Here is a 26,977-nt window from a genome sequence, read left to right as displayed (position 1 = left end):
GGTGATTATCCCCGGTGATTATCCACAGTCTTCCCACAAACAATGTGATCTGAGACCTCGCGCTGCCTTGCCCTGACTCGTGGGCTGGGCCACTAAGGCTCGTGACGCAGGGGCAATGATGCAAATGATGTGGAACCGTAATGCTTGACGATGTTTGGTCTGAGCTCGATCAGGAAGAGGCGCCGCCAGTTGATATGCTGGTCGCTTTTTTCGAAGCGCGTGGTTGGTCCGTCGATCACATCAGTGAAGAAGAAATATCGGTAGAAATTAAGGGCAATTGGACCAGCTATCAGTTGCGCGCGATCTGGCGTAACGAAGACCATGTGCTGCAACTGCTTTTGCTGCCCGACATTCGTGTCCCTGATGATAAGAAAATCGCCATTTATGAATCATTGGGTCTGATTAATGAACAGCTCTGGCTCGGTCATTTTGATCTATGGTCGACAAACAATCTTTTACTATTCCGTCATGCGATCATGTTGGGTGGCAGCGGTATGCTGGGCCTTGATCAGGCGCAGACCATCGTTGATATGGCGATAGATGAGTGGGAGCGCTTTTATCCCGTTTTCCAATTTGTCTTGTGGAGCGACAAAAGCCCGCAAGATGCGATAGAACATGCAATGATCGATACGCAGGGTGAAGCATAAGGGATTGAAACGTGATCGGAGACGGCTTTAACAGCATCTGGTTTGTCGGCTGCGGCAACATGGGTGGAGCGATTTTGCAAGCCTGGCTCGATAATGGTTTGGACAGCGCGAAAGTCACCATTGTCAAACCCCATCAATCACCATTGCCCGGAGGACTGCAATCACAGCCTGACTATCCCAAGGGCGTTTCACCTGATCTGGTGATGCTGGCCATGAAGCCTTATCAGCTGGACGACGTGGCAGCGGATCTCGCGCCTCTGGTCGGCGATAACACGCATGTCGTATCGGTGCTCGCGGGAACCGAGATTGCGATATTGCGGAAAGCTTTCCCAAGGGCCGGCAAGATCATTCGCTTAATGCCCAATATGGCGGTTACCGTTGCCAAGTCACCGATGATCCTGATCAGCGAAACCGATGAAGTCGCCCTGAAAAACCAAATGGATCAGCTATTCTCTCCGCTCGGACCACCCGAATGGTTGGAGAATGAAGACCAGATGCATCTTGCAACCGCTTTGTCTGGTTCTGGGCCAGCCTTTTTGTTCCGGTTCATTGATGCGCTGTCGGTTTCGGCAGCCGGGCTCGGCATGAACAAGGATCAGGCCGCGCGTTTGGCATTGGCGATGGTTGATGGTGCAGCGACATTGGCGGCCGGATCGGATGACAGTCCGGGCGAACTTGCCGATCAAGTGGCCAGCCCCAACGGCGTTACCCGCAAGGGGTTGGATGTGCTGGATGCTGATGGCCGGGTTAATCAGTTGCTTCATGATGTCCTAAAAGCGGCGATGGAACGCAATCGGGAAATGGCAGAAGAAGCGAAGGCCTGATGATCGCAACTAACGGAGCGGTCTGTTACCTGAACACCGGTATTGATGCGGTTTTCAGATATCATATTTTGTGTGATAAATAGGATCACAAATTTGATCCAAGGAAGCGGAATTGCCGAAAATATCGCCTGTATTAGATGTCAAGCAAGACCCCGATACGGGTATTCAGGATAGACTCTTGAGTCTGCTTCGGCAATCCACCGCTGAAGCTGTGGGCTTGCCCAACAATCGCGACTTTGCCATTACACTTAGTCATCCCCGGACAGGCGATCTTATGGGAGGCCTGTGGGGACAATCCCGCTGGAACATCTTTTTTGTAGATATTTTGAGCGTGGCAGGCGATTTGCGTGGCCAAGGCCTGGGATCACAATTGATGGAAATGGCGGAAGCCGAAGCTCGCAATCGGCAATGCAGTTTGATGTGGCTGGATACATATGCTTTTCAAGCGCGGCCATTTTATGAGCGACATGGATTTGAGGTGTTTGCCCAGTTTGATGGTGCTCCCCCGATCTATCCACAATATTTTATGAAAAAGTCGCTGGATTAACGATAGTGAATTAATTTGGTTATCCTGATAGCTTTCCTACAATATGTGCGTCGTGATAGTCAGACTGCGCTCTTCCACAGTTTTAAATGTTGACCGTTTCATGATCCTGCGCGCATGAGGCGCGCGCCTATAGTGTGAACTTTGAAAGCCATATAGCGCAGCAGAAAACACCCCAATGGACATTGGGAACTTTGTGAACTTCGTATCAGATTCAGTCTTTATCTTTGCGCAGATCAAACACCATTTGACGGTCTGATTCCGGGACTAAGCCTTCCAGCACATGCCAGAAGCCGGTGACGGATTCCTGTCCGGCGGTCACATAGGCGGCGGACAGGCGGGCTCGCAATTGTGCAAATAATTCTGCTTCGAGGGCTGCACCGGCATCGGTCAGCCGTAACAGTTTCTGCCTACGGTCCAGTGCGCCGGTTTTGGTCACGACCAGGCCGCGGTCATGGAGCTCTTTCAACACCCGGCCCAAAGATTGTTTGGTAATGGCGAGCAGCCGCAGCAATTCTCCCACCGTTAAATCCGGTTGGCGTGCGATGAAATAGAGGGCTCTGTGATGGGCCCGGCCCAGCCCCTGTTTGGCGAGTTCCTGATCAATCGCGTTGGTAAGGCGGGTATAGCCAAAATAGAGAAGCTCTACACCGCGCCTGATTTCGTCTTCGCGAAGAAAGAGCGGCGATGCTCCCGGGGAGGTAGAGGGGCGAGATATGTCAGCCATGTTGACGTATCTTGACATGCTGTTTAGGTGATTGCAAGATAAACTAGTCTACGAATCCTCCAATCAGCACAGTGAAAGAGACGGGATATGGCGAACAGCGACAGTCTGGAAATCCTTGTCGAACAAAACCCTCAACCCGTGCCCGATTCCGACCGACAAAAGCTGTTGGAAAATCCCGGTTTTGGCAATCTGTTCACCGATCACATGGTGATCATCCGCTATACGGAAGGACAGGGCTGGCATGATGCCAAGGTTGAAGCGCGCGCGCCAATTCCTATGGATCCTGCATCGTCGGTGCTTCATTATGCCCAGGAAATCTTCGAAGGCATGAAAGCCTATCGCCTCGCGGACGGGACAACGGCCTTGTTTCGGCCGGAACAAAATGCCCGGCGCTTTCAGGCCTCGGCGCAGCGCATGGCGATGCCGGAACTGCCTGAAGAGCTGTTTCTGAAATCGGTCGAAATGCTGGTTGATATTGATCGCGACTGGTTCCCTTCGGCAGAGGGCGGTTCGCTTTATTTGCGGCCCTTCATGTTCGCCAGCGAGGTATTTCTGGGCGTTCGTCCGGCAAAAGAATATCTCTACATGGTTATCGCCTCTCCGGTCGGCGCTTATTTCAAGGCCGGCGCTTCGGCGATCACCATCTGGGTGTCACAGGATTATAGCCGCGCTGCGCCAGGCGGCACGGGCGCTGCCAAATGCGGCGGGAATTATGCCGCCAGCCTCGTTGCGCAGGCCGAGGCCATCGCTCAGGATTGCGACCAGGTCGTTTTTCTTGATGCCGCTGAGCAACGCTGGGTTGAAGAGCTGGGCGGAATGAACCTGTTTTTTGTGATGGATGATGGCCGATTGATTACGCCACCGCTAACCGGCACAATTCTCCCTGGAATCACACGGGAATCGATCATGATTCTGGCACGAGAAGAGGGTCTGGATGTCAGTGAGGAACCTTATTCCATCGAACAATGGCGCGAAGATGCTGCCAGCGGGAAATTACTGGAAACTTTTGCTTGTGGAACGGCTGCGGTTGTGACGGCTGTCGGAACGGTTCGATCGGAAAGTGGCGATTTCACCATCGGCAGCGGCGGTCCGGGCCAGTTGACGGAGAAACTGCGGATGCGGTTAGTGGATATTCAACGCGGTCTTGTCGAAGACCAGCATGGCTGGGTGAAACGTCTGTTCTGAACAATGATCTGAAATAAGCTGTAACTGGCTCTTGCCCCATGGGGGTAAGTTGGATATTAGGCCCTTCGCTGACCAACGAAGCAGCAAGTGTTGGGGTGTCGCCAAGTGGTAAGGCAGCGGCTTTTGATGCCGCCATGCGCAGGTTCGAATCCTGCCACCCCAACCAATTTCCAAAAAACATGTCGGCCGCTCCCTATCTTCTGTAGGCTTATACCTGCCGACAAGCAGCATATCATAGGATCCTTCTCGGATTCGCCGGCTGAACCTCTATTTGGTCGCCGAATTAGCATGTTTCACCGGAATCATGTAAATGATTGTAAATTACTTGTAGTAGTGCTGGTAAAATCAATGAACATAGATGTAAACGGACTCTGGGTAGGGACTTATTAAGAAGCGAAAGCAAATGGGATGTTGCTATTCGCTACCGGGGAAAAAGTATGCGTGTAGCTATTGCGGACGATGACAAAGAGATCGTCGAATATTTAGGAAAAATTGTTGAAGGTCAGGGCCATGTTTTTGTTGGCTTTGCTGAGGGCAACGCTTTGACCAATGCGCTGCTCAGAGATACTTTTGATTTGGTGATCCTTGATTGGAATATGCCTGGTAAGACCGGCATGCAGATCCTGGAATGGATGGAAGATGCCGTGGATGAGCGGCCACCGGTCATGATGATGACAAGCCGCACGGCGAAGCAGGATATCAGCGATGCCCTGAACGCAGGAGCGGACGACTATATTACCAAGCCGGAAGATCCCAATGTTATTGCGGCACGGATTAATGCTATCCTTCGGCGCAGCAGCGGTGCAACCGCGATGGAAACGACTGCGCAATATGGCGAATATATACTTGACCGTATTGAGCAAAAGGTGCGGCACAAGGAAAATGAAGTTTCGCTGACGGCGAAAGAATTTGAGCTGACCGATTTGATGTTCCGCAATCGCGACCGAACCTTGTCGCGACGCTACATCATGGAAACCGTCTGGCGCACCAATGCGCATCTGGCGACCCGGACGCTTGACATGCATGTGTCGCGTATAAGGTCAAAATTATCGCTGACGCCCGAGAACGGGTTTCGGATTTTCACTGTTTTCGGCTATGGCTACAGATTGGAGACCTTAAACAAAGGGGTGTAACCATGGCCTTAGGGACCAGTAAACGGCAAGTTTCGAGCTACTTGCGGCTTTTCGCTCTTGTTTCAATAGCCCCAATTTCCATCACGCCTCTGGCAGCGCAGGCGCAGACCAGCGCGGATAATATGCGCGTGGACTATGTTTTCAAAAAGGGTGATACGCTGTTTGAACTTGCGCAAAAATATATGCGCAAGCGGTCGGACTATGTCACGGTTCAGCGGCTGAACCGGATAGCCAACCCCCGTTTCATTCCCGTTGGAAAAACGATTTCCATTCCGTTTCGTCTGTTAAAATATCGCGAGAGCGAGGCAAGTTTGAGTGCGTTTCGCGGCAATGTCGCGATAGCCGATGGTGGCCGCAACATTACACCTGTAAGAGGGCTTGCAATTGGCGAGGGTAGCCGACTGGCGACATCGGCCGGCAGCTTCCTGACGCTGCAACTTGAAGATGGTTCGCGCATATCGATGCCATCAAACAGCAAGATGCGGATTACGCGGCTGCGTCAGATTCTGCTTACCGACAGCATCGACTATGAACTTGCGGTCGATAGCGGCCGGGTCCGTTCAAAAGTGACGCCCTTTGACAAGAAAGCTGACCGGTACCGGGTTAGAACACCGGTTGCTGTTTCTGCCGTGCGTGGAACCGACTACAGAACGCGTGTGGATGAGGAAACGGGTACGGCTTTCTCCGAAACAGTCGAAGGTTCAATCGATGTAGCGGCTGGCGAGAGTTTTGATGGAGCTGCCAGCGTTTCGGTACCAGAAGGTGTAGGAGCCGCAGCAACAGTGACTGGCGAGCTCGCGACGGCTGATCTGCTGACGCCGCCAGAAATTGTAGATCCGGCGAAAGTGCAATCCGAAGAAACATTGGACTTTTCTATTGCTCCGCGCGCTACTGCAAAAGCCCATCGTATATTGATATCATCCGATGCTGGTTTTGTTGATGTTGTTACCGAGCAGCTTGGTGACGGACAGACTATCTCTCTGGCCAGCATTCCCGATGGTCGCTATTTTGGGAAAGCGACTGCCATTGATGAAGATGGCTTTGAAGGTATGCCCTTCAACTATTCGTTCAAACGCCAGCTTAGCACTCTCAGTGGCAGTGCTGACAGCGGTGATTTTGGCTATCGTTTCAAGTGGGTTGGTGCTGGCAGCGGAAAGCGGACATATCGTTTTCAATTGATGCTCGGCGGAACGGACACGGTGCCGATTGTCGATGAAGCGGGTCTGACAAGAGATGTGATCACTTTATCGGATCTACCGGATGGCGAATATTTTTGGCGTGTTGGCGTCACCCAATATTCTTCTGATCCGGAAGACAAAGATGTCTTTCAGAAATGGACAGATTTCGAGAAATTGACGGTCGCTGGCTAGGCGCTTAATCGCAGGTTTTGATGGGGGTTTGTCTATAGCCCATTTGGGGAGAACCGACGACCAATGAAACTACGCCGCCGCCTTGGAATTGAATGGACCGGTGTGGCTTTGGCGGCCTCGCTAATTGTATGCGGGCTGATATACTGGAACAGCCTGTCAGGCTTTGACAATCTGCTTTATGATCGCCTCTCGGAATATGACAGGCCGGAAGCGCCAGATGATGTCTTGATAGTCGCCATTGACGAAGACAGCCTGGCCACCTTTGGGCAATGGCCATGGTCACGATCCCGTCACGCGGCACTGCTGAACCAGCTGGCTGATGCTGAGCCAAAGGCCATCGCTTTTGATATATTGTTGAGCGAGCCTGGCGATAGTGAGGAAGATATGGCGATGGCCAACGCGGCGGCACAAACCGACAATCTTCTGTTTCCTTTACACTTCGTCTTTCCGGGAACCAATGGTGCGGCATTTGATATCAAAGAACCCATTGCGTCTTTGAAGCAGGCAGCGGCAGCCATTGGTCATGTCAATCTGCTGTTTGATCGTGATGGCGTGGTTCGCCGGACATCTCTTTGTTTCAAGGATACTGCGAATGGTACCTCTAACGACGAGATAGTCTGGCCGCATTTGATGGAACAGGTTTATCGGCAGATCAATGGAGAGAGTTCCGCAATATTTCGCCGTCTTGGTGATTGTCAGCAACCCCTGCTGATGCCTTATGCGAACCGTGGCGATTTTGCTCAGGTTTCTTATGCCGCGGTAGCGAATGGGGAAATTCCCAGAGCGTTTCTCAAGGACAAGACCATTCTGGTCGGCGCCACGGCACAAGGCTTGGGGGATCAACATCCGGTTCCGTTAGGGGATGGCGGCACAATGGCCGGTGTCGAGATTATGGCCAATCTGTTGAATGATATAACCGCTGACAGATTTGTGATGCCGGTCTCGACAACAATGCAAATCGCTTTGTCCTTGATTCCGACATGGATATTGCTGATCGGGTTTTGGCGCTGGCGGCCGCGGACAACGATTTTTGTCTCAGTTGGATTGGTGATATTCATTTTGTCGGCCAGCGCGATCCTCTTGTCTTTGCAAATTTGGTTCGCTCCGGGCGCGGCATTGGTTGGCCTGGCGCTTGTCTACCCGGTCTGGGGTTGGCGGCGCTTGCAAGCAACTAGCGATTTCATGGATGGTGAGCTGAAGAACTATCGTACTGAAACACCCGATATACCAGTGCTTCAGGTGCCGCTTGGTCCGGTCGATCTGGTAACGGAACAAGCCGAAGAATTGGCGCATGCCATTAAACATGTACGTGATTTGCGGCGGTTCATTACCGATGCGTTGACGAATTTACCCGATCCGATGTTTATCACTGACCTCGATGGGAAAGTGAAGTTCGTCAACAAGCTTGCCCAATCTGGCGTAGAAGATGGTGTGCAGGATTTGGCTCTTGATGATATGCTGGAGCGCTTCGTGGCACCAGAAGGCCTAGAGGATGTCAAAGACTATCTGGCGATCGACCAGGAGCTGCGAGAACATGACTATGTTGATTTCACGTCTGTAAAAGACGAGATTTTCGCCATGCGCCGGGCACGAATTTTGTCCGATGAAGGTGAGCTACGCGGGCATATCCATTATCTCGCGGACATTACGGAAGTCGCCAATGCCGCGCAGGAGCGTGAAGAAGTGCTACAGCTTTTGTCTCATGATATGCGCTCGCCGCAGGCCGCCATTTTGGCGCTGCTCGATGGTCAGGATGCGACGGACGAGAATAAACGAATAGAGAGCCATGCGCGCCGTACACTGGCCTTGGCCGACAATTTTGTCGGTCTGGCGCGGATTAAATCCAGCGAATTTTCCGGTGAAGAGATATTGCTCTCCGATCTTGTGATCGAGGCGAATGACAGTCTATGGCCGCTGGCCAAACAGCGCGGAATCAAGTCAACGGTGGAGGATTATACAGAGGGCGCCTTCATCATTGGTGAACCATCTAGTCTCTATCGTTCATTTGCCAATCTGATTGATAATGCGATCAAATATAGTCCGGATGACAGTGACATTGAGATTGTGCTTCGCTCTATCGATCTTGACAAGCAAGCTTTTGTATCAGTGACGATCACCGATCAGGGCAATGGTATCGCAGAAGATATGCTGGATCAGCTGTTTGAGCGGTTTGCCAGCAATGATGATGATTCTCATGGCACTGTGAAAGGGACTGGATTGGGATTGAATTTTGTCTCAGCCGTCATGGCGCGCCACGGCGGGTCTATACGTGCAGAGAACGTCCGAGAAGGTGGTGCGCGTTTCACAGTTTTACTGCCGCTTGCACCGGAACCCGAGGAACTGGTCTGAATCAGTATTTTTCGGCGTGGGTTAGTCGAGGATTGCCTATTCCAAGCCGGTCCGCGTGCGCGTTTTTTCGTTCGGTATCTGGCTCGGCGTGTCGCCCAGGCCAGAAAGCGCACCATCGATCAGATAGGGTAAGGATTGTTCCAAAGTGCCTTTGCAATGATACTCAGCGGCCGTACCGGAATATAGAATAGATCCATCAGCTGAATTGACCATCGTTATGGTAAGGCGGTGTTCAAAGTCGTCGCACGACTGCAGGGGCTTCCGCTCCTTTTGTGCGGCGATCGTTTCGATATCATTATCTTCTCCGACCGTCATCGCAATGGATGCAGGCCGGTTAGCCAAGGCAATATGAACAGTTACCGATGCCTGCTCAACGGCGGTGAGGTCTTTGGCTGCAAGCGCCTCAGTAACCAACGTTCGCGCCTTTTTATAGGCTGGACTGTTCTGCTCCGGTTTTGGGGAGAAGTTATATTGGTTTTGGGCGAGCAGAGGGGCCGCAGACTGTGTTTGAATACGGGTTTCTATCGGGCCACTGCAACTCGCGGTGATGGCCAAAAGCGGTATCAACAAGATGGCAAGGCGCATGGTAGTCCTCTGGTTTGTTTGTAACCGCGCGTATCAATAACGAGAAAGCTCTGTAATGTCACGATAATTGGCCAAAGCCATCGGCCAATCACTTGAACAGACTATCGTGTCAGGGCGTAATAGATAACATAGAACCAAGAGAAGAAGCCGTGAATAATGGCCCAGAGGATCGACTTGTGCGTGGTGAAGCTGATCGCAATCGCCAATGCGCTGCCAAAGCCCACGCCTTTGCTGACAATTTCCTTGCGAACATAGGTGGCCCCTCTGCTCATCGGTGATCCTCCTTCTGCATAATCCTCTGGCCGCATGCGTTCCGGCTTGATTTTCTCTGCCATGTTTTAAGCGGCTTCCTGCGCACGATCTGATAGTTCCTGATTGAGCATCTCTGCCAAAAGGAAAGCCAATTCCAAAGATTGTGCTGCGTTCAACCGTGGATCGCAATGCGTATGGTAGCGATCGCCAAGCGACGCATCAGTAATCGCAACAGCGCCGCCGGTGCATTCGGTGACATTCTGGCCGGTCATTTCGCAATGGATACCACCAGCAAAAGTGCCTTCCGCGCGATGCACCGCAAAGAAGCCGCGAACCTCAGCAAGAATGCGTTCAAACGGACGAGTTTTATAGCCGCTATCCGCCTTGATAACATTGCCATGCATTGGATCGCAGGACCAGATGACCGGATGGCCTTCCTGTTTGACGGCACGAACCAGTGGGGCCAATCCACTCTCGACCTTATCATGACCAAAGCGGGAGATCAGCGTGATCCTGCCCGCTTCCCGTCCGGGGTTTAGGGTGTCGAGCATTTTCAACAGGTCATCAGCTTTCAGCGATGGACCACATTTCATGCCAATTGGGTTGCCGATACCGCGCAGGAACTCAACATGCGCTGATCCTTCAAAGCGAGTCCGATCACCAATCCACAAGAAATGAGCGCTGGTATCATACCATTCACCGGTTAGGCTGTCCTGACGCGTCAATGCTTCTTCATAAGGGAGCAAAAGCGCCTCATGGCTGGTATAAAAGGACGTCGCTTTCAGTTGCGGCACGGTGTCGGGATTAATCCCGCATGCTTCCATGAAAGAGAGAGCCTCGCCGATGCGATCTGCCATTTCTTCGAATTTCTTGGCCCAAGGGCTACGGCTCATAAAATCATGGGTCCAGCCATGAACCTGTTGCAGATTCGCATAACCGCCGGTTGAAAAGGCGCGCAGCAGGTTCAGTGTGGCCGCTGCCTGATTATAGGCGCGGATCATCCGATCAGGATCGGGTTGACGACGGCCCTCGTCAAACTCGATGCCGTTGATAATATCGCCGCGATAGCTGGGCATTTCGATGCCATCTTGTGTCTCAGTCGGTGCAGAGCGTGGCTTGGCAAATTGCCCGGCCATCCGGCCCAGCTTCACGATCGGCATTTTCGATGCGTAGGTGAGTACTACGGCCATCTGGAGAATGACCCGGAATGTGTCGCGAATATTGTTCGGATGAAATTCCGCGAAACTCTCCGCACAATCACCACCTTGCAGCAGGAAACCCTTGCCTTCTGCAACTTCCGCCAGGTCCTTTTTCAGGCTGCGCGCTTCTCCGGCAAATACCAATGGAGGATAGGTGCCAAGCAGTTGTTCCGTATCTGCGAGCTTCGTCGCATCCGGATAGTCAGGCATTTGCAGCCCTTCAAAATTTCTCCAACCGTTCGGCGTCCAATTTGTCGCCATGAGCACACTCCAATGTCTTTCACTTAAAATCGGGTGGCTTTAGGCTCGTTTCAAGGGAAATGGCAAGCAAAAGCACCGTTTGGTTGCGGCCGAAACTAACAGATCATCTCGGTTGCAGGGCTAGCTGCCCGGTTTGTCTTTCCACGTACCGGCATTGCGATATTGCTGTTTCACCTGTCCGACATGGGGTAGTTTCTGACCTGCAAAGGCGCTTTCTCCGCCCTTTTTCATCGCCTCCCTACTGTAATTGGGTGTCTGATAGGTTTTGGTCGTATTGCTGTTGATAGACGATATCGGTAAGTTGTGTCGCCGCGCATTGTCGGCTGCGATGGCGGCAGCTTTTTGGGCTTTCTGGGCCTCTGCCTGCGCCTTGCGCCGTCCGGCTTCATAAGCTTTTTCGAGCGCTATGGGATCAAGCGAAGATACTGACTTTGAATCATATTTGCGTGGTTTGGGGGCGGGCAGGGGCTCGCCACCTCGATATTGCTGATTAAACGCCAACGCTTTGCCGGCGCTGCCTTTCCAGCTGTAAAAGCGATGCGCGCCAATGGTACCGAGAAAGCGCAGACTGGGCGCCCAATAGGGATAAATTTCGGTCGTGTGATAATGGGTGGCCGTGCCCACAGGTGATGCAATTTTGCCGGCAAGTGCCAAAGCGGCAACTTTCTTGGCACGATTCCAATGAAATCTCGATGGTTTACGGCGCAGTGACCCGTCACATGTATAAGAAAATTGGCATCCGGTGCTGCGTTCGCTGCCCTGGAAAACGACGCCGCAGATGGTACCGGGATAGCTGGGGTGGCGTACGCGGTTTAGTACGACCTGCGCGACGGCACGTTGCCCGGCATCAGGTTCCAGCCCAGCCTCATAATAGATGGCCGACGTCAGGCATTGGAGAGCACGGCTGTTGTCGATAGAGGATGCGCGAAAGGCGATCGGGTGAATCAAATGGGCCGATGCGGTTTGGTTGCGGCTAGTGGCGGTACCGTCGCCATTTGTGAGTAGACCGTCTATTCCGTCGCTACCCTGCTCCGCCAGCGGATCAATTGCGAGATCACCGTAATTCTGCGGTATCGCATAGCCAGGATCGATAAAGTAAAAAGCAGAGCCCGCAAAATTTTCTTCTGCGCGTTCAACAGGCTGCAAGTTGGGATCACTGGGATTATATGACTGCGCATCAAGGCCGGCTTGCGGCATGGTCGCAGGAATCATCACAAGACTGAAAATCAGTAGGCCCAATAATATCCGTTCACGGGCATTTAACGTCAGCCAATCAGGAAGATGCCATGCTGTCGTCGGCTTTGTTTGAGACAAACTGATCTCCGGGTCATCGGAATCAGCCTGTTGGGGTGCCGGTTTTTGATCCTCGCCACTGTCCTTCCGTCCGCGTTCTGGAGATGGCGACAGCGCATATCCTGCTGGTCCAGCAACCGCTGAATGACAGCTGCTTAACTGCGGCACGTAGGGAGGAGGAACACGTTGGGTAATTTTCGAAACACCTGCAAAGGCCCAAGCGGGCTGGAAAGACCACAAATACAGCCTATCTTTGCTGCAATCGCTGATCAAAATCAGGTTGTTTCATGATGGGACGCGGCATGGCCGGGTGTTAATTGGTTAACGCCGCAATTCTGCAGATCACCCCCAAGAGAACCAGAATCTGCAGAAAATCAATGTGCGGGCGATAGGAACAGCTTGGTAAAAAAGCGGCTGTCACTGCCATGATTTCCTAATCCAAAGTGTGATTCGCTTCCTGAACCGTTACCAGATAGCGAGCAACAGCATAGCCGATAATGCCAAATAGGACGCCGCCAATGGCGGGTCCGATAACAATGCCGGGAAGGCCATATAACGCACCTCCGACCAAAAGGAACGGATAGATTCCGACCGTGTTGCGTAACCAGTTCATTACCGTCGACCAGGTCGGGCGTTCCAGATTGTTGCAAGCAGCATTGGAGATGAACAAAATGCCGTTGAAAAAGAATAGCGGCGTAAGGAACACGGCAAAAAGCCAGAAAACATCGCGTCCTTCGCCCTGCAAGTTGAAAATATCACTGATCGGATTTTGGAGCAGGTATAATAGCGGCCAAATAAGTAGCGTATAACCAAGCGCAAAGCCCATGGCTTGATTGATGGTCAGGCGTATACGATCAAATTTCAGGGCCCCGAAATTCTGGCCAATAATGGGGCCAACAGCGCCAGAAAGAGAAAAGAGCAAGCAAAAGGCAACGGGAACAACACGTCCTATAACCGCAAATCCTGCAATAACTTCATCGGGATAGCTGGCGATGAATCGATAGGAAATAAAGCCGCCCACCGGGGTTGCGACATTGGTCAATATGGCCGGTACAAGGATCGCGATAATCGGTTTCAAATCCTCTTTGAAAAGGACGGATGAAAGCCGCTGAAAGCCACCATAATGCTTGATGATCGGTACAACGGCAAGAATGGATGAGACAATAGCTGCACAGGCGGTGGCCATGGCGGCGCCGTTGATACCGAGCCCAAGGCCGAAGATGAAAATCGGATCCAATATGGCATTGGCAATACCCATGCTCAGCGTCACTGTCATCGCGCGCCGTGCAGCACCATGGGCGCGAAGAAATCCGGAACAGACCATTGCGGTGACACTGAATGGCATGAACGGTGAAACGATCCGGATGTAACCAATAGCGGCTTCCTTGGCGGTTCCTGTGGCCCCGGCTAGCGACAATATTTGTGGAGCGAAGACGAAGAATATGATTGCGAGTGGGATGATAAGCAGCATGCTCAGTGCGAGTATATTGGTCAGATACCGCCGTGCATAATCGGCGTCACCTTGCCCAATTTTGCGGGCCGCCAGGGCGCTTGCGGCGATCATCAAACCGATATTGAAAGCGGTGCCGAAAAACAGGATGGTAGCGGCAAAACCCATGGCTGCGGTCAGTGCGTTGTCGCCCAACTGCGCAATGTAGAGCAAATCCACAAAATCGACGATGAACATGGTCAGCAAGCCGATGCTTGCCGTAAGTGTCATCACCGTAATATGCCGCATCGGATTGCCGGTAAGAAATATAGCAGGCTGGCTGGCGATAAGATGATCCTGAAAAATGAATATGTTGGCCGGAATCGGCAAAATTCTATCGAATATTTGCACTATAGCGTTTTGCCATCCGGTCAATTCCTCTCTATGCTAGAATTGCTTTTTGGGGAGCAATATATGCTACTGCGCTTTAGTTTTCTGTTGTCGATGACGATCATTATGTCGTCTTGTTCCGTGAGCGATGAGGAAGGGCAGCGAGATATATCTGAGCAAGGATATTTTGAGCGCAAGAATGTAGCTCCCGATCCAGCAGAGAATAGCCAGTCGCCGCGCAAGCCCGAACATGCTTATGCCCGGATCGCATTGGACTGTGTGAACAAACAATATCCCAATAAAATCAGCCATGTGATGAACAGCGCCAGCGATGTGCAAGAACCTGTTCGGCTGACCCCCGTATTTTACGGATGTTATGACTGGCACAGTGCGGTGCATGGTCACTGGCTGCTGACGCGGTTGTGGGGCAATGGCTCGGTGCCGGAAATGGAGGAAGAGATTGCTTCTGCGCTCTCTATCAATTTCACGGTCGAGAAAATTGCCGGAGAGGTTGCTTATTTCAATGGTGAGGGCAGGGCTTCGTTTGAGCGGCCCTATGGTCTTGCCTGGTTTTTACAATTGACCGCAGAGCTTAGCGAAATTGCGTCCCGGGGTAATACCAAGGCGGAGCAGGCGCAGATATGGCTGGACCGGTTGAAGCCACTGGAGGCGGCTATCAAGGATCGCATTACCTCTTGGGTTCCCAAACTTGCCTATCCGATCCGGCTGGGCACTCACAACCAGTCTGCCTTTGCTTTCGGCCTGTTTCTGGATTGGGCTCGGATTACTGGCGATGACCAGATGGTAAAATTGATTGCGGATAAAAGCATGGAGTTCCATGTCTACGACAATAGTTGTCCGCTCGCGTATGAACCATCAGGTGAAGATTTTCTGTCGCCATGCCTGATGGAAGCAGATTTGATGCGTCGGATTTTGACTAAAAGGGAATTTGCCGAGTGGTTGACCGCCTTTCTGCCAGATATACCAACAGATGGCAGCGCTGATTGGCTGGAGGTCGGCATCGTCAGGGATCCAACCGATGGCAAACTTGTACATCTCGATGGTTTGAACCTTTCGCGCGCATGGGCTTTGGAAGGGATAGCCACAGCGCTGCCGGAAGGAGACAGCCGTAAAGCCGCTCTGCTGGCGTCTGCAAAACTGCATGGAGATGCCGGGGAGCAATCCGTTCGCACTCCTCATTATGCCGGGAGCCACTGGTTGGCCAGTTTCGCCACATATTGGCGCACTGAAAGGGGATTAAATCGCGAACCGGTGGTGAATGACCAGCAAGATCAGACCCGTCCGTCCGCTTCAGTAGCGGAAACGGAGTAAACGGCCATGGCTACGCAACCGATCCCACTTGCCGACAATTTATCGCCAAGAGTGTCGCCTTTCTGGCACCGGATATTCCCGATCAATATCGATTTGGCGATGAAGAGTATCTTTGGGGTTTGGTCGGCTTACTTTATGGTTAATGCGCTGAGGGCGATACTCTGGGGTGCACCTGATCACAGCCATTCGCTTACGACATATTTGATAACCGCGATCATCTCGGTCACCGTCACCTGGGCTTTGTATCGCTGTTTGATCCTTGTTGGTGATCGCACGACGAGCGCGTTGTTGATTTTGACGATGCCAACCATATTTCTGGCACTGGCCATCGCCTATTTGACCGACTTCATATTGGCTTTTCCCATGCCAATACTGGATCATATCAGCACCAATCACAATCTTCCGCCTGGCAAGGCATTGTCTCATTTTTTTGATACGGCATTTGTAGACTACCTTATATTAGTAGGCTGGGGCGGGTTATATTTGGCGATGGCCAACAGCCGCAAAACACAAGCTGCGCTGATACACAGCCGAAATCTCGAACGGGTTACTCGAAAGAGCGAAATGCGCGCCTTGCGCTACCAGCTAAATCCTCATTTTGTTTTTAACGCGTTGAATTCGGTCAGCAGCCTGATCATCGATCAGAAAAACAGCCAAGCCGAAGACTTGGTTGATGGGTTGGCCGACTATATGCGCTCGGTACTTAATGATGAAGACGATGACATGATGACCGTTGAACAGGAAATTGCTCAACAGGTTCGTTATCTAGAGATTGAGCAGGTCCGGTTTCCCAAACGCCTGTCTTTCGAAGTGCATATTGAAGATGATGTGCGCAATTGGAAAATCCCCACTCTGATCATTCAGCCGCTGGTTGAGAATGCTATCAAACATGGCGTCGCGCGCACCTGTAACCCGGTCACGGTTACTATCTCTGCCTCGAAAGATACAGATCGCCTGAAGCTCGTAGTCTCCAATGATGGGTGCATAGGGGCCAGCGATGATACTACCAGCGGCAATGGCATGGGGCTGGCGAATATAAGCGAGCGACTGGCAGCTCTTTATGGGCCGGCTGCCGCTTTGTTCACCGGCATTGATGACGAAAACAAGATGGTAGCGACGATCATCATTCCGGACGAAAAACAGATTTTCAGAGATTATTGTCTATGATGTCTAACCAGAAGCTCGACATTCTGATTGTCGATGACGAACCATTGGCACGTGGTCGTATAAAATCCCTGTGCAACAGGATGACCAACATCAATCGTGTGGATATGGCAAGTGGCGGCCGGGAAGCACTGGACATGGTTGCGCAAAATTGTCCGGAAATATTGTTGCTGGATATCGATATGCCGGACCTTTCCGGCATGGAGGTCGCGAAACAATGCCGACAGATGACCAATGTTCCGGAAATCATATTCACAACCGCTCATGACAGATATGCCGTAGAAGCCTTTCGCTTTGATGCGACGGACTATCTTCTGAAGCCTGTAAAAGAAGATTTACTCAGAGAGGCGCTAGAGCGTGTTCAAAAAAAGCGCCAAACCACCGGGTCGACTTTGCAAACTAAAAGCGACCAAAGGCTTTGGGTGCAGGATGGAAATACAGCGGTACAGATTGGCTGCGGTGATATTGGGTGGATAGAGGCAGACCGTGATTATATGCGACTATGCCTGCCTGAACGCAGCTATCTGGTGCATGAATCAATGCAGTCTTTATTGCAAAGACTGCCAGCGGATATCTTTGTTCGCGTGCATCGCTCGGCTGCCGTGAATCGCAATTTTGTTAGGGATGTCCGCCGCAAGGGCCGTCGCCGTTTCGTCGTCATGCAAGATGGAACAGAGCTGACGATTGGCCCAAGCTTTGTGAAAGCAGCAATGAGTGTCTTGGCGCAATAATTTCGATTGCCCAATCGGCATCTACGGTTAGTTGGTGGTTCAGCTCGGCGGCTTCGGCTTGTCTGACACTGTAACGGAATAGCGTGGAGCAGGGGCAGGCTGCATATGCCCGCCGACATCGACAAATGTTTCCCGCTCTACATTGTGAGGATGTTGTTTTGCTTCCGCCAGTGACAATACAGGGGCAAAGCAAATATCTGTGCCTTCCATCAACGCGCACCATTCATCTCGCGATTTTGTTAGGAACAGAGCGGTCAGTTTTTCCTTGAGCGGGGCCCATGCTTGGGGATTCATCTGAAGATCGAAATCTTTATCCTCTTCCAATCCTGCGACTTGGCGCAATTGCGCATAAAATTGCGGCTCAATCGATCCCAGGGAGATATATTTGCCATCAGCTGTTTCATAACTGTCATAGAAATGCGCGCCGGTATCGAGCAGATTGACGCCTCTTTCGTCGCGCCATTGACCGATATTGTGGAAATCGAAAATCATCGCCATAAGCGCGGCCGAGCCATCGGTCATGGCGCAGTCGACCACCTGGCCAACACCACCCGTTTTTGCGTGCAACAAAGCCGATACCATCCCTAGTGCCAGCATCATGCCGCCGCCGCCAAAATCTCCGACCATGTTTATCGGCGGCGTTGGTTTGTCACCAGCACGGCCAAAGGCATGCAACGCGCCAGAGATTGAAATGTAATTTATGTCATGCCCAGCTGCATGAGCCAGCGGTCCGTATTGGCCCCATCCCGTCATCCGGCCGTAAACGAGTTTGGGATTATCTTGCAAAAGCACATCTGGCCCAAGGCCCAGTCGCTCCATCACACCGGGACGAAAGCCCTCGATCAGGCCATCAGATTGTTTGACGAGGTCACGTGCCTGCTGGATACCAGCTTCGCTTTTCAAATCCACTTCTACGAGATTGCGTGAGCGCGAGAGGGCGAGACGGCTATCTGGAGCGCCACCGGGGCGGTGCAACACGGTGACAGTGGCTCCTTGGTCCGCGAGCATCATACCGCAAAAAGGCCCAGGACCAATGCCTGCAAATTCTACAATATTAATTCCTGCCAGTGGTCCGGCCATATCCCGCTCCTGTTTAATCAGATGATTAAACGGTCCTATGCAGGGGGTGGATTCTAATCAAGCAGATTTATGCTAGGAATCTTAGCGGGGGCGCTGGCCGTGTCCCAATGGCTGGTGCTTACTATTGTGCTGCTTCAAATAACGCGGCAACTCCATTTTCGACTGACCAACGGGTTTGCGAGCGAGTTTAGGATCAATCGGATGATCGAAAGCAATGCCGAGACGGCCTTGTGCAACCCATGCAACATAGCCAGTTACGCGGCCGATATTGCGCAGTTCCAATTCCACTTTGTCACCACGTTTAGCAATGACGGGCGCTTCAGCCATCAAACCGCCAGCGGACAAATTACGAATTCGTACTTCGCCGCAATCATCGCCATCGACAAAGCGCAGAACCGCTCTCAGAAACAGGCTATCACGATCAAGCTCACGCTTGGGCAGGCCGCTGGTCTGGGCATTTTTCCCCAAGTTATTGTCAAAAGGTTCTTTCATTTGCTTCCCGCAGGTTCATGTAAAACAACGTGTCTTGGACTCGATAATTGCCGGATAAAGATGGAAAATTGGTTAATTCCGAGGAGAGATTATGCATCAAAGATGTGTCATGATGGCGCGATAACTCACGCTTAGGAATCGACTAGCATGAGCCTGTTAAGGCAAGGCAACCTAACAGAAAATAGATGCTTTCAGTGTTCGGTTTATTGAGCCTGTAAGGTCAAGCTATTGATCGCGGGAGATTTTCTCGTTGCGTTCATGCGCTTCTTGCGCCTCAACGCTCATCGTTGCGATGGGACGTGCTTCCAGGCGTTCGAGTGAAATTGGCTCGCCGGTAACCTGGCAGTAACCATATTCGCCTTCTTCGATACGGCGCAGAGCCGCATCTATCTTAGAAGTCAGCTTCCGTTGCCGATCCCGGGTGCGCAATTCAAGGCCCCAATCGGTTTCACTCGATGCGCGATCGTTTAGATCAGCCTCTTGGATCGGTCCATCCTGCAAATGTGCCAAAGTTTCTTTGGATTCTTCAATAATGTCCAATTTCCAATGTTCCAGCGCATTTTTGAAATAAGCGAGTTGCCGCTCATTCATAAATTCTTCATCCGCACTGGGCTTATAGCCTTCTTCCAGCACGATTTCGCCGTTTGAGCCGCTCTTTGAACCGGATGAATTTTTCGCTGAGGACGCCAAATATACTCTCCAACATCTGCCCTCCAACCCGATATGGGTTGGCAAAGGACTGGCCATAAAGCGGGCCTATAAACTTGGCGTTCGTCTTAGACAAGATGCAATATGTCGCTATTGAGCAAATTGTTTTGCTGATGCCTGGGCTAACGGCGGAAACGTGGGGTTGGCCGCCTAAATCAGCCGTTTTGGCGAATCGCGAGCATAGCCAAAAGTCAAGATTTTCAATGGTTTTCGTCCAGATGGGCAAGATGCTCTCGATAAAGGGTGTCAATTCGGGACATTAACCGTGCTTGGCGAGATATTGATAAGGATTTTTCGATTTTTCCGCCCGAAACAAGGTTAACAGAATTGTGATTGCCGCTGTCTTCTGCATTTTTTGATTCGTGTTGAAAGGCAAAACAGCGGTCAGCTTATTCTTGGCGGTCCGCATATTGCTTTTCCAAGCGGAAGAGAGTGGATATTATGTCGGTAAAAATGGCTTTAGCAAAACTATGCGCTTGCACATGCGGCGGTGCATTAATTGGTGGTGGTGCTGTGCACGTGTCAGAAGCACCTGCAGCGCCTTATGTCAAAAAGGTCGACAAGAAAAAGAAAGCTCGCGCTCGTGTTCTGAAAAGGGGGCAGTCGGCGCGTAAGGTTAAGCGCATTCGGCGCACCGTCAAAACGGTGACGGCCTGTGCACCAAGTGTTGTTACAATCACTCAGGCACCACAGCCAGTGCCCCTGCCGCCACCCTATGTTCCTGCTCCCCTGCCAGAGGTTCCTGTTCTCGAAAGTGGCGGTGGCTCTGTACCTGTCGTGATTGGCGGTAGTGGCGGTTACGGTGGCGGATTTGGCGGCGGCTTCTTCGGCGGTTTCTTTGGCGGCGGCGGTTCTAGCGGTGGCTCCGTGGTCATCTCGTCGACCAGCAGCGGCGGATCGACCAGCACATCAACGGGTGGTGGATTTGAACCCGGTGATCCTGCTGATCCGGGAGACCCAGGTAATGGGGGTGGAAGCAGTTCCGGCGGTGTTGTGATTAACATAGATAACAGTAATACGAGTTCTGGCAATGTAAGTTCGAGTACTGGTGGAGTTAGTACCTCAACAGGAGGTGTCAGCACTTCTACTGGTGGTGTCAGTACATCAACAGGAGGTGTTAGCACCTCTACTGGTGGAGTGAGTACTTCAACAGGCGGGGTGAGCACATCGACCGGCGGTGTCAGCACATCCACTGGTGGTGTGAGCTCTACCAGTTCATCGAGCAGTTCAAGCTCATCTTCCAGTAGCTCTTCCAGTTCGTCGTCGAGCAGCTCATCCAGCTCAGGTGGCAGTGGTTCCAGCGGTATGACTTCAAGTGGAATGACTTCAAGTGGTCACCCTGGTACGTCCACAAGCAGCGGCAGCACTGGATCATCCGGCAGTTCAGGGTCTTCGGGTAGCAGCGGCTCTTCAGGCAGCTCAAGCTCGTCTTCGAGCAGTTCCAGCAGCTCCAGTTCCTCGAGCAGCGGCGGTTCAACCGGCAGCACGGGCTCTTCGGGCGGTTCCGGTTCATCCGGCAGTTCTGGTTCGTCCGGTAGCAGTGGATCATCTGGCGGTTCCTCAAGCAGTTCCAGCTCGAGCTCCTCCAGCAGTTCAAGCTCATCCAGTTCGAGCAGTGGCGGCGGTTCCAACGGCAGCTCGGGTTCTTCGGGTAGCAGCGGATCATCCAGCTCAAGCTCGACATCTTCGGGTGCCAGCAGCACGTCATCAAGCTTTGGTGGCAGCACGTCGAGCTCAAGTTCTTCGAGCAGTTCCAGCTCTAGCTCAAGTTCGAGTTCGAGTTCGAGTAGTGGTGGATCAACAGGTGGTTCAACCGGCGGTACCCCGGTTCCGGCTCCACCCGTGGTCCTACTCTTCGGTGCAGCGGCAGCCGCGTTATTTGCGCGCAGCCGCAAAGCTAAGAAAGCGACCGCTGCCTGAGCAGCTAGCTGACATAGTAATTTCAAGAAGCGGCTGGAGCGATCCGGCCGCTTTTTTATGGTGTAGGCCATGCTCGGCACTTGAACCAGAGCGCGTGTCTCGGCATAGGCTTTGGCCATGCATGATCTAAAAACTATCAGAGAAAACGCGGCCGATTTCGATGCCGCTTTGGCGCGCCGGGGTGTTGAACCGGTGGCGGCGACCATTTTGGCGTTGGATGAAGAGAATCGCAGCCTTTCGACGAAGCTGCAGGAAGGCCAGGCGCGGCGTAATGAGGCGTCCAAAGCGATTGGCAAAGCCAAGGGGCAGGGCGACGAGGAAACCGCACAGGCTCTGATGGCTGAGGTTTCGGAACTGAAGGCGAGCTTGCCCGCTTTGGAGGATCAGGCGCGCGAGGTTGCTGGTAAATTACGGGATGTTCTGGCTGGGCTTCCCAATATACCTGCGGCCGATGTGCCTGAAGGTGCGGATGAGGACGATAATGTCGAGGTAGACCGTTGGGGCACGCCGCGTAAATTTAACTTTGAGCCGCGCGAACATAGCGATATCGGCGTGCCGCTGGGCGTGGACTTTGAAACGGCGGCGGAGATGTCCGGCGCACGCTTTGCATTTCTGCGCGGACAAATGGCCCGACTGCAGCGCGCGATCGGGCAATATATGCTCGATCAACAGACCATGGAAAACGGCTTTCAGGAATGCGCGCCACCAGTGCTGGTGCGTGATGAGGCGATGTTCGGTACCGGCCAGCTGCCAAAATTCTCAGAAGATTCGTTTCAAACGACTGATGGGCGCTGGCTGATCCCGACCGCAGAAGTCAGCCTGACCAACAGCGTGCGCGGACAGATTTTGAACGAGACACAGCTGCCGATCCGATTGACTGCGCTGACTCCGTGTTTCCGCAGCGAGGCAGGCTCGGCTGGCAAGGATACCAAAGGCCTGATCCGGCAACACCAGTTTGAGAAAGTCGAGATGGTGGCGATTGTTCATCCCGATCACAGCGATGCCGAGCATGAGAGGATGACCGAAGCGGCCGAATCGATCCTCAAGGCGCTGGAACTGCCCTATCGCAAAATGCTGCTGTGCACCGGTGATATGGGGGCAACGGCGCGCAAGACCTATGATCTGGAAGTCTGGTTGCCGGGGCAGGACACCTATCGCGAGATTTCAAGTGTCTCGACCTGCGGCGAATATCAGGCGCGGCGGATGAACGCCCGTTTCCGCGCAGAAGGTGAGACCAAGGGCACGCAATTTGTCCATACGCTCAATGGCTCTGGCCTTGCGGTTGGCCGGACTTTGGTCGCGGTTGTTGAAAATTTTCAGCAGCAAGATGGTAGTGTCATAATTCCGGACGCGTTAAAGCCCTATATGGGCGGTATCGAAAAACTGGAGCCTGTAAGCTGATGCGCATATTGCTGACCAATGACGATGGATTTGACGCCCCGGGCATGAAAGTCTTGCTCGACATTGCGCAGCATTTTTCCAACGATATCTGGATTGTCGCGCCTTCGGACGAGAATAGCGGCGCGGGCCATTCGCTCACGCTCACCCGCCCCTTGCGCATTCGCAAACGCGGCGATCAACAATATTCGGTTGATGGCACACCCACCGACAGCGTGATGATGGCGGTTGCGAAAATCATGAAAGACGGGCCGCCTGATCTGATCCTCTCCGGCGTCAATCGTGGGGCAAATCTGGGCGAAGATGTGACCTATTCGGGCACAGTATCTGCGGCGATGGAAGGCGCTTTGGCCGGTATCCCGTCCATCGCATTGAGCCAGGCCTATGCGCGCGGCGAAATGGGCGACGAAGTGCCATTTGAAGCGGCACTGCAATGGGGAGAACGGGTGTTGAGGCCGTTGATCAAGCAGAGCATGGATCACCGAACTTTGGTCAATATCAACTTTCCCGCATTGCCCGCCAGTGAGGTCAAAGGCATTCGCGTGGTGTCGCAGGGCATTCGCGATTATGGCCGCCTGCAAATCGTCAGCAACCGGGACCCGCGCGGTTTTGAATATCACTGGTTCGGCCTCGGTCCTATGGTAGAAACGCCTGCGCACAGCACCGATCTGGAAGCCATCGAAGACGGCTATGTCTCGATTACGCCGCTACATCTCGATCTCACCCACTATGAGTCGATGGATACGCTCAACGGTTTATACGGCGACTGACCGAGCGACCCGTTGGCCCTAAAAGCCTTGGACGGATCCGCCATCAACCTGAATAGCTGTTCCGGTAATATAGCTCGCTGCTTCTGATCCCAGAAAAACTGCGAGATTGGCGATCTCATGTGGCTCGCCAATCCGTTGCATCGGAATCTGTGCAGCAATGCCCGCTGCAATCTCATCCGTACTCTTGCCCGACGCCGCCGATTGTTGTTCCAGAATTTGGGTGACCCGGTCGGTATTGGTAAATCCGGGGCAAACCGTGTTCACCAATATGTTGTCGCCCGCCACTTGATTGGCAAGCGTCTTGGCCCAGCCCAGCACGGCCATTCTGATGCTGTTGGACAAGGTTAGGCCAGGCACCGGCTGCTTCACTCCGGACGACGAAATATTGATGATCCGGCCCCATTTCTGGGAACGCATATGCGGCAGGACCAGACGTGTCGCGCGGATGACGGACTTTAGGGTCAGTTCTATGGCTTGATCCCAATCCTCATCGGCCAAGTCTTCAAACAGGCCCGGAGGCGGGCCGCCTGCATTGTTCACCAATATATCGATACCGCCAAATTCTTCCGTAACGGCCTGAATAACCCGATCAATATCTTCTGATTTGGAAACATCTCCGGTCAGCGCCAAACAGCCCGTCATCTGCGCGGCGGCGGCATCCAGACTATCCTGCGATCGCCCACAAATGGCGACCTTGGCACCGCATTTGTGAAAACCTAAAGCGGTTGCCAATCCAATCCCTTTGCTTCCCGCGGTAACAAGGACGGTCTTATTGTCGAGATGTAGTTTCATAAACGGACATTGGCCGAACAGAACGTCGATGTATAGTGCTGTTAATTGCCATCTTGCCAGGCCAAAAATTCCTTATATTCCGCGGCGCCTTTGACGGCTCTTGCAAGCAGGGCTGGCAACCATCGCAATTGCTGCTAGAAAAGCTTTTCTCATTGGGGTGAGAATGAGTGAACGGGGCAGTTATGCGTAAAATTCTATTCCTTATTCTGGTTTTTGCGGTGTCCGCCTGCATCCCGCCGGGGCGCGATGATGGTTGGCCGGGGCGTACTGCCGCGGAGCAAGCGGCGCCTAGGCTGGAAACGGATGCATCGATTTTTGGCCAGAGCCCTGAACAGGCGCCACCGCCGACCTGGACTGCGCAAAGCGTGACGCCCAATGCAATGACCATTGCCGACAGCATCTATATTGTGAAACCTGGAGATAGTTTGCGCGGGATCGCCAATAAAACAGGCGCCAGTTCACAGATTATCGCGGAACAAAACGGCCTTGCCGCGCCCTATGTCATTCAACCTGGCCAGCGACTGAAGATTACCGGCGGACGCTATCACTGGGTCAATGGCGGGGAGACCGGTATTGCCATTGCCCGTGCTTATGGCGTTCCGTGGCGCGAAGTCGTGGCGCTTAACGGATTGGAAGAACCGTTTATCCTGCGGGTCGGTCAGAAATTATTACTGCCTGTAGAGGCCCCTGTCGATCCGCAGACGATGAGCATCGAGCAGCGCGCAGCCTCTTTTGAACTCGATATCGATGATATTGTGACCGGTAGCCAGCCCGCGCTGGCCGACAAGGCCGCTGCAGAGGAGCCATCCGAATGGCGCAAGGCCATCGCGCCAAAAACACCGGCCTTAAAAACACCTGCTGTGATTGCTGTGCCAGCGGCATTTGACAGCCGGTTCAATTGGCCCGTCGAGGGCAAATTGCTCTCCAGCTTCGGCAGTAAAGGCGGCGGCAAGGTCAATGACGGGTTGAATATCGCGGTAGCCAAGGGCACCCCTATTCGCGCGGCCGCCGATGGCGTGGTCGCCTATAGCGGCGATGAAATCTATGTTTTCGGCGGTTTGATCCTGCTCAATCACGGGGATGGCTGGGTCACTGCCTATGGTCATGCGGACAAACTCAATGTTACGCGTGGACAAAAGATCAAAGCGGGTGATATCATCGGTTTGGCTGGAGACAGCGGCTATGTACAGGAACCGCAATTGCATTTTGAAATTCGTAAAGATCGAAAACCGGTAAACCCCGTCTCCCATCTGCCTAAGCGGACCTGATCCTTCTATGTCCAGGCGCTATTCCCGAAATATTTCCGATTATTTGACGCTGCGCCGCCGTTCAAGCCTGCCGGTCTGGCTGGATATTGCCTGGCGGGTGTTGTTTGTATTGGGACTGATCGGTACGGCTGTCGCTGTCCACTGGTTTGACCGCAATGGCTTGCAGGACAGCTATGACGGCCATGTCAGTTTTCTTGATGTCGTCTATTTCACGATGATATCGATAACGACCACCGGTTACGGGGATATCGCCCCTGTAACAGAGCGGGCGCGGATGTTCGACGCATTGGTTGTGACTCCCATTCGTATCTTTGTTGTGCTTATCTTCGTCGGCACGGCCTATAATTTCGTATTCAAAAGAACCTTGGACAATTGGCGCATGAAAATCATTCAGAATAATTTGCACGATCATATTGTGATTGCCGGCTTTGGCACCAGCGGGAAAGAAGCCGTACAGGAACTGATTGCACGTGGGACCAATCCGGAAGAAATTGTGGTTGTCGATCCGTTTGACGAGGCACTGGCACAGGCGGAGAAGCTTGGCTGCGCCGTGATCAATGGCGATGCTACGCGCGACGTAACGCTAATGAACGTGAAGATATCGCGGGCACGATCAATGATTGTCTCGGCCGGGCGCGATGATACCAGCATCCTGATTGTACTGACCGCGCGTCATCTTGCCTATCATCTGCCGATCAGCGTGTCGGTGCGTGCGGCGGATAATGAATTGCTGGCGCGGCAGGCGGGAGCGACCACTGTGATCAATCCCGTCAGCTTCGCCGGACTGTTGCTGGCAGGAAGCTGCGAAGGTGCCAAGATATCCGACTATCTCAGCGATCTGGCGTCGGCGACCGGACGAGTCAAACTGGTCCAGCGCCCGGTTGAAGACAACGAAGTCGGCATGGCGATGAAAGATATTGTCAAAGAGGGGCTGGGCGTCCGTATCTATCGTGAGAATAATATGTACGGATTTTGGGAAGAAGAAGCCAAAAAACTGGAAGCCGGCGATATTATCGTGGAGATCATGCCCGGCAACGGCTCTGGTAACCGTCCTGCTGAGGAAGATGCGTAAGCGGGCGGAGCGGCCTATGTTGCACCTGCGAACAAACCTGCTATGACATCTGCAAGATAGCC

26 protein-coding genes and 1 tRNA gene are annotated in these 26,977 nt (G+C 52.8%); 15 read left to right on the top strand and 12 right to left on the bottom strand.

Going from position 1 to position 26,977, the window contains the following annotated elements; translation table 11 throughout:
* Nucleotides 1–140 precede the first annotated feature (140 nt).
* The 3 genes from BS29_RS13345 (at nt 141) to BS29_RS13335 (ending at nt 2,018) form a co-directional block, all read left to right on the top strand.
* Nucleotides 141–647 (top strand): type III secretion system chaperone family protein, encoded by a 507-nt coding sequence (locus BS29_RS13345; protein ID WP_229954131.1) that lies wholly within the window; start codon nt 141–143, stop codon nt 645–647.
* A gap of 11 nt (nt 648–658) precedes the next feature.
* Nucleotides 659–1,471: a pyrroline-5-carboxylate reductase family protein gene (locus BS29_RS13340; RefSeq protein ID WP_229954130.1), complete on the top strand. Its 813-nt coding sequence runs from the start codon at nt 659–661 to the stop codon at nt 1,469–1,471.
* Nucleotides 1,472–1,649: 178 nt separating this feature from the next.
* Nucleotides 1,650–2,018: a GNAT family N-acetyltransferase gene (locus BS29_RS13335; RefSeq protein ID WP_229954129.1), complete on the top strand. Its 369-nt coding sequence runs from the start codon at nt 1,650–1,652 to the stop codon at nt 2,016–2,018.
* Nucleotides 2,019–2,229: 211 nt separating this feature from the next.
* Here BS29_RS13335 and BS29_RS13330 read toward each other — a convergent pair whose 3' ends face one another.
* Entirely contained in the window at nt 2,230–2,742 is a 513-nt protein-coding gene (locus tag BS29_RS13330; RefSeq protein ID WP_229954128.1) for a MarR family winged helix-turn-helix transcriptional regulator, read from the bottom strand.
* A gap of 87 nt (nt 2,743–2,829) precedes the next feature.
* Here BS29_RS13330 and BS29_RS13325 point away from each other — a divergent pair, with 87 nt between their 5' ends.
* The 5 genes from BS29_RS13325 (at nt 2,830) to BS29_RS13305 (ending at nt 8,779) form a co-directional block, all read left to right on the top strand.
* The gene (locus tag BS29_RS13325; RefSeq protein WP_229954127.1) at nt 2,830–3,927 is read left to right on the top strand and encodes a branched-chain amino acid aminotransferase; all 1,098 of its coding nucleotides are present in this window, start codon (nt 2,830–2,832) and stop codon (nt 3,925–3,927) included.
* Nucleotides 3,928–4,018: 91 nt separating this feature from the next.
* Nucleotides 4,019–4,093: transfer RNA gene (locus tag BS29_RS13320), tRNA-Gln, on the top strand.
* A 271-nt stretch (nt 4,094–4,364) separates the two neighbouring features.
* The gene (locus BS29_RS13315) at nt 4,365–5,060 is read left to right on the top strand and encodes a response regulator transcription factor (RefSeq protein WP_229954126.1); all 696 of its coding nucleotides are present in this window, start codon (nt 4,365–4,367) and stop codon (nt 5,058–5,060) included.
* A 2-nt stretch (nt 5,061–5,062) separates the two neighbouring features.
* Nucleotides 5,063–6,430, top strand: a complete 1,368-nt coding sequence (locus BS29_RS13310) for a FecR domain-containing protein (RefSeq protein WP_229954125.1) — start codon at nt 5,063–5,065, stop codon at nt 6,428–6,430.
* Between the two features lie 63 nt (nt 6,431–6,493).
* Nucleotides 6,494–8,779 carry a CHASE2 domain-containing protein gene (locus BS29_RS13305; RefSeq protein ID WP_229954124.1) on the top strand — a complete coding sequence of 762 codons (2,286 nt, stop codon included), beginning with the start codon at nt 6,494–6,496 and terminating at the stop codon, nt 8,777–8,779.
* Between the two features lie 36 nt (nt 8,780–8,815).
* Here the strand turns inward: BS29_RS13305 and BS29_RS13300 are convergent, their stop codons facing one another.
* The 5 genes from BS29_RS13300 to BS29_RS13280 all read right to left on the bottom strand — a co-directional run bounded on the left by BS29_RS13300 (nt 8,816) and on the right by BS29_RS13280 (nt 14,209).
* Nucleotides 8,816–9,364, bottom strand: coding sequence for a DUF4136 domain-containing protein (locus BS29_RS13300; RefSeq protein WP_229954123.1), 549 nt, complete (start codon nt 9,362–9,364; stop codon nt 8,816–8,818).
* Nucleotides 9,365–9,465: 101 nt separating this feature from the next.
* Nucleotides 9,466–9,699 carry a hypothetical protein gene (locus BS29_RS13295; protein ID WP_229956956.1) on the bottom strand — a complete coding sequence of 78 codons (234 nt, stop codon included), beginning with the start codon at nt 9,697–9,699 and terminating at the stop codon, nt 9,466–9,468.
* A gap of 3 nt (nt 9,700–9,702) precedes the next feature.
* Nucleotides 9,703–11,076, bottom strand: a complete 1,374-nt coding sequence (locus BS29_RS13290) for a class II 3-deoxy-7-phosphoheptulonate synthase (protein WP_229954122.1) — start codon at nt 11,074–11,076, stop codon at nt 9,703–9,705.
* A gap of 120 nt (nt 11,077–11,196) precedes the next feature.
* Nucleotides 11,197–12,537, bottom strand: coding sequence for a cell wall hydrolase (locus BS29_RS13285; protein WP_229954121.1), 1,341 nt, complete (start codon nt 12,535–12,537; stop codon nt 11,197–11,199).
* Between the two features lie 265 nt (nt 12,538–12,802).
* Nucleotides 12,803–14,209, bottom strand: a complete 1,407-nt coding sequence (locus BS29_RS13280) for an MATE family efflux transporter (RefSeq protein ID WP_229954120.1) — start codon at nt 14,207–14,209, stop codon at nt 12,803–12,805.
* 63 nt (nt 14,210–14,272) lie between these two features.
* Between BS29_RS13280 and BS29_RS13275 the strand changes: the two genes are divergently transcribed.
* Genes BS29_RS13275 through BS29_RS13265 form a run of 3 tightly spaced genes read left to right on the top strand, consistent with a single transcriptional unit; the run spans nt 14,273 to nt 17,415 of the window.
* Complete coding sequence (locus BS29_RS13275; RefSeq protein ID WP_229954119.1) at nt 14,273–15,520, top strand: DUF2891 domain-containing protein; 1,248 nt, start codon at nt 14,273–14,275, stop codon at nt 15,518–15,520.
* A gap of 6 nt (nt 15,521–15,526) precedes the next feature.
* Nucleotides 15,527–16,687 carry a sensor histidine kinase gene (locus BS29_RS13270; RefSeq protein ID WP_229954118.1) on the top strand — a complete coding sequence of 387 codons (1,161 nt, stop codon included), beginning with the start codon at nt 15,527–15,529 and terminating at the stop codon, nt 16,685–16,687.
* Nucleotides 16,684–17,415, top strand: coding sequence for a LytR/AlgR family response regulator transcription factor (locus BS29_RS13265; RefSeq protein WP_229954117.1), 732 nt, complete (start codon nt 16,684–16,686; stop codon nt 17,413–17,415). The genes BS29_RS13270 and BS29_RS13265 overlap by 4 nt, the downstream gene beginning before the upstream one ends.
* A 39-nt stretch (nt 17,416–17,454) precedes the next feature.
* Here BS29_RS13265 and BS29_RS13260 read toward each other — a convergent pair whose 3' ends face one another.
* The 5 genes from BS29_RS13260 to BS29_RS13240 form a co-directional block, all read right to left on the bottom strand.
* On the bottom strand, nt 17,455–18,495 hold the full coding sequence (locus BS29_RS13260) for a CaiB/BaiF CoA transferase family protein (RefSeq protein WP_229954116.1): 1,041 nt from the start codon (nt 18,493–18,495) through the stop codon (nt 17,455–17,457).
* Nucleotides 18,496–18,576: 81 nt separating this feature from the next.
* Nucleotides 18,577–18,987: a PilZ domain-containing protein gene (locus tag BS29_RS13255; protein WP_229954115.1), complete on the bottom strand. Its 411-nt coding sequence runs from the start codon at nt 18,985–18,987 to the stop codon at nt 18,577–18,579.
* A gap of 225 nt (nt 18,988–19,212) precedes the next feature.
* A complete protein-coding gene (gene dksA, locus BS29_RS13250) occupies nt 19,213–19,677 on the bottom strand; it encodes an RNA polymerase-binding protein DksA (protein WP_229954114.1) in 465 nt (154 codons plus the stop codon).
* A gap of 815 nt (nt 19,678–20,492) precedes the next feature.
* Nucleotides 20,493–20,882: a hypothetical protein gene (locus BS29_RS13245; protein ID WP_229954113.1), complete on the bottom strand. Its 390-nt coding sequence runs from the start codon at nt 20,880–20,882 to the stop codon at nt 20,493–20,495.
* A gap of 147 nt (nt 20,883–21,029) precedes the next feature.
* Nucleotides 21,030–21,734, bottom strand: coding sequence for a hypothetical protein (locus BS29_RS13240; RefSeq protein ID WP_229954112.1), 705 nt, complete (start codon nt 21,732–21,734; stop codon nt 21,030–21,032).
* On the opposite strand from BS29_RS13240, the gene serS reads away from it, so the two are divergent.
* Both serS and surE read left to right on the top strand, forming a co-directional pair.
* Nucleotides 21,733–23,016, top strand: coding sequence for a serine--tRNA ligase (gene serS / locus BS29_RS13235; protein ID WP_229954111.1), 1,284 nt, complete (start codon nt 21,733–21,735; stop codon nt 23,014–23,016). The genes BS29_RS13240 and serS overlap by 2 nt on opposite strands.
* Nucleotides 23,016–23,783: a 5'/3'-nucleotidase SurE gene (surE, locus tag BS29_RS13230; RefSeq protein ID WP_229954110.1), complete on the top strand. Its 768-nt coding sequence runs from the start codon at nt 23,016–23,018 to the stop codon at nt 23,781–23,783. The genes serS and surE overlap by 1 nt, the downstream gene beginning before the upstream one ends.
* An 18-nt stretch (nt 23,784–23,801) precedes the next feature.
* Here the strand turns inward: surE and BS29_RS13225 are convergent, their stop codons facing one another.
* Complete coding sequence (locus BS29_RS13225; protein WP_229954109.1) at nt 23,802–24,575, bottom strand: SDR family oxidoreductase; 774 nt, start codon at nt 24,573–24,575, stop codon at nt 23,802–23,804.
* A 182-nt stretch (nt 24,576–24,757) separates the two neighbouring features.
* Between BS29_RS13225 and BS29_RS13220 the strand changes: the two genes are divergently transcribed.
* Both BS29_RS13220 and BS29_RS13215 read left to right on the top strand, forming a co-directional pair.
* Nucleotides 24,758–25,843 (top strand): peptidoglycan DD-metalloendopeptidase family protein, encoded by a 1,086-nt coding sequence (locus tag BS29_RS13220; RefSeq protein ID WP_229954108.1) that lies wholly within the window; start codon nt 24,758–24,760, stop codon nt 25,841–25,843.
* Nucleotides 25,844–25,850: 7 nt separating this feature from the next.
* A complete protein-coding gene (locus BS29_RS13215) occupies nt 25,851–26,915 on the top strand; it encodes a potassium channel family protein (protein ID WP_229954107.1) in 1,065 nt (354 codons plus the stop codon).
* The last annotated feature ends 62 nt before the right edge of the window (nt 26,916–26,977 follow it).

Source organism: Parasphingorhabdus litoris DSM 22379, assembly GCF_020906275.1.
In the GTDB taxonomy this organism is placed as follows: domain Bacteria; phylum Pseudomonadota; class Alphaproteobacteria; order Sphingomonadales; family Sphingomonadaceae; genus Parasphingorhabdus; species Parasphingorhabdus litoris.
This window is presented reverse-complemented; position numbering and strand designations above follow the sequence as displayed.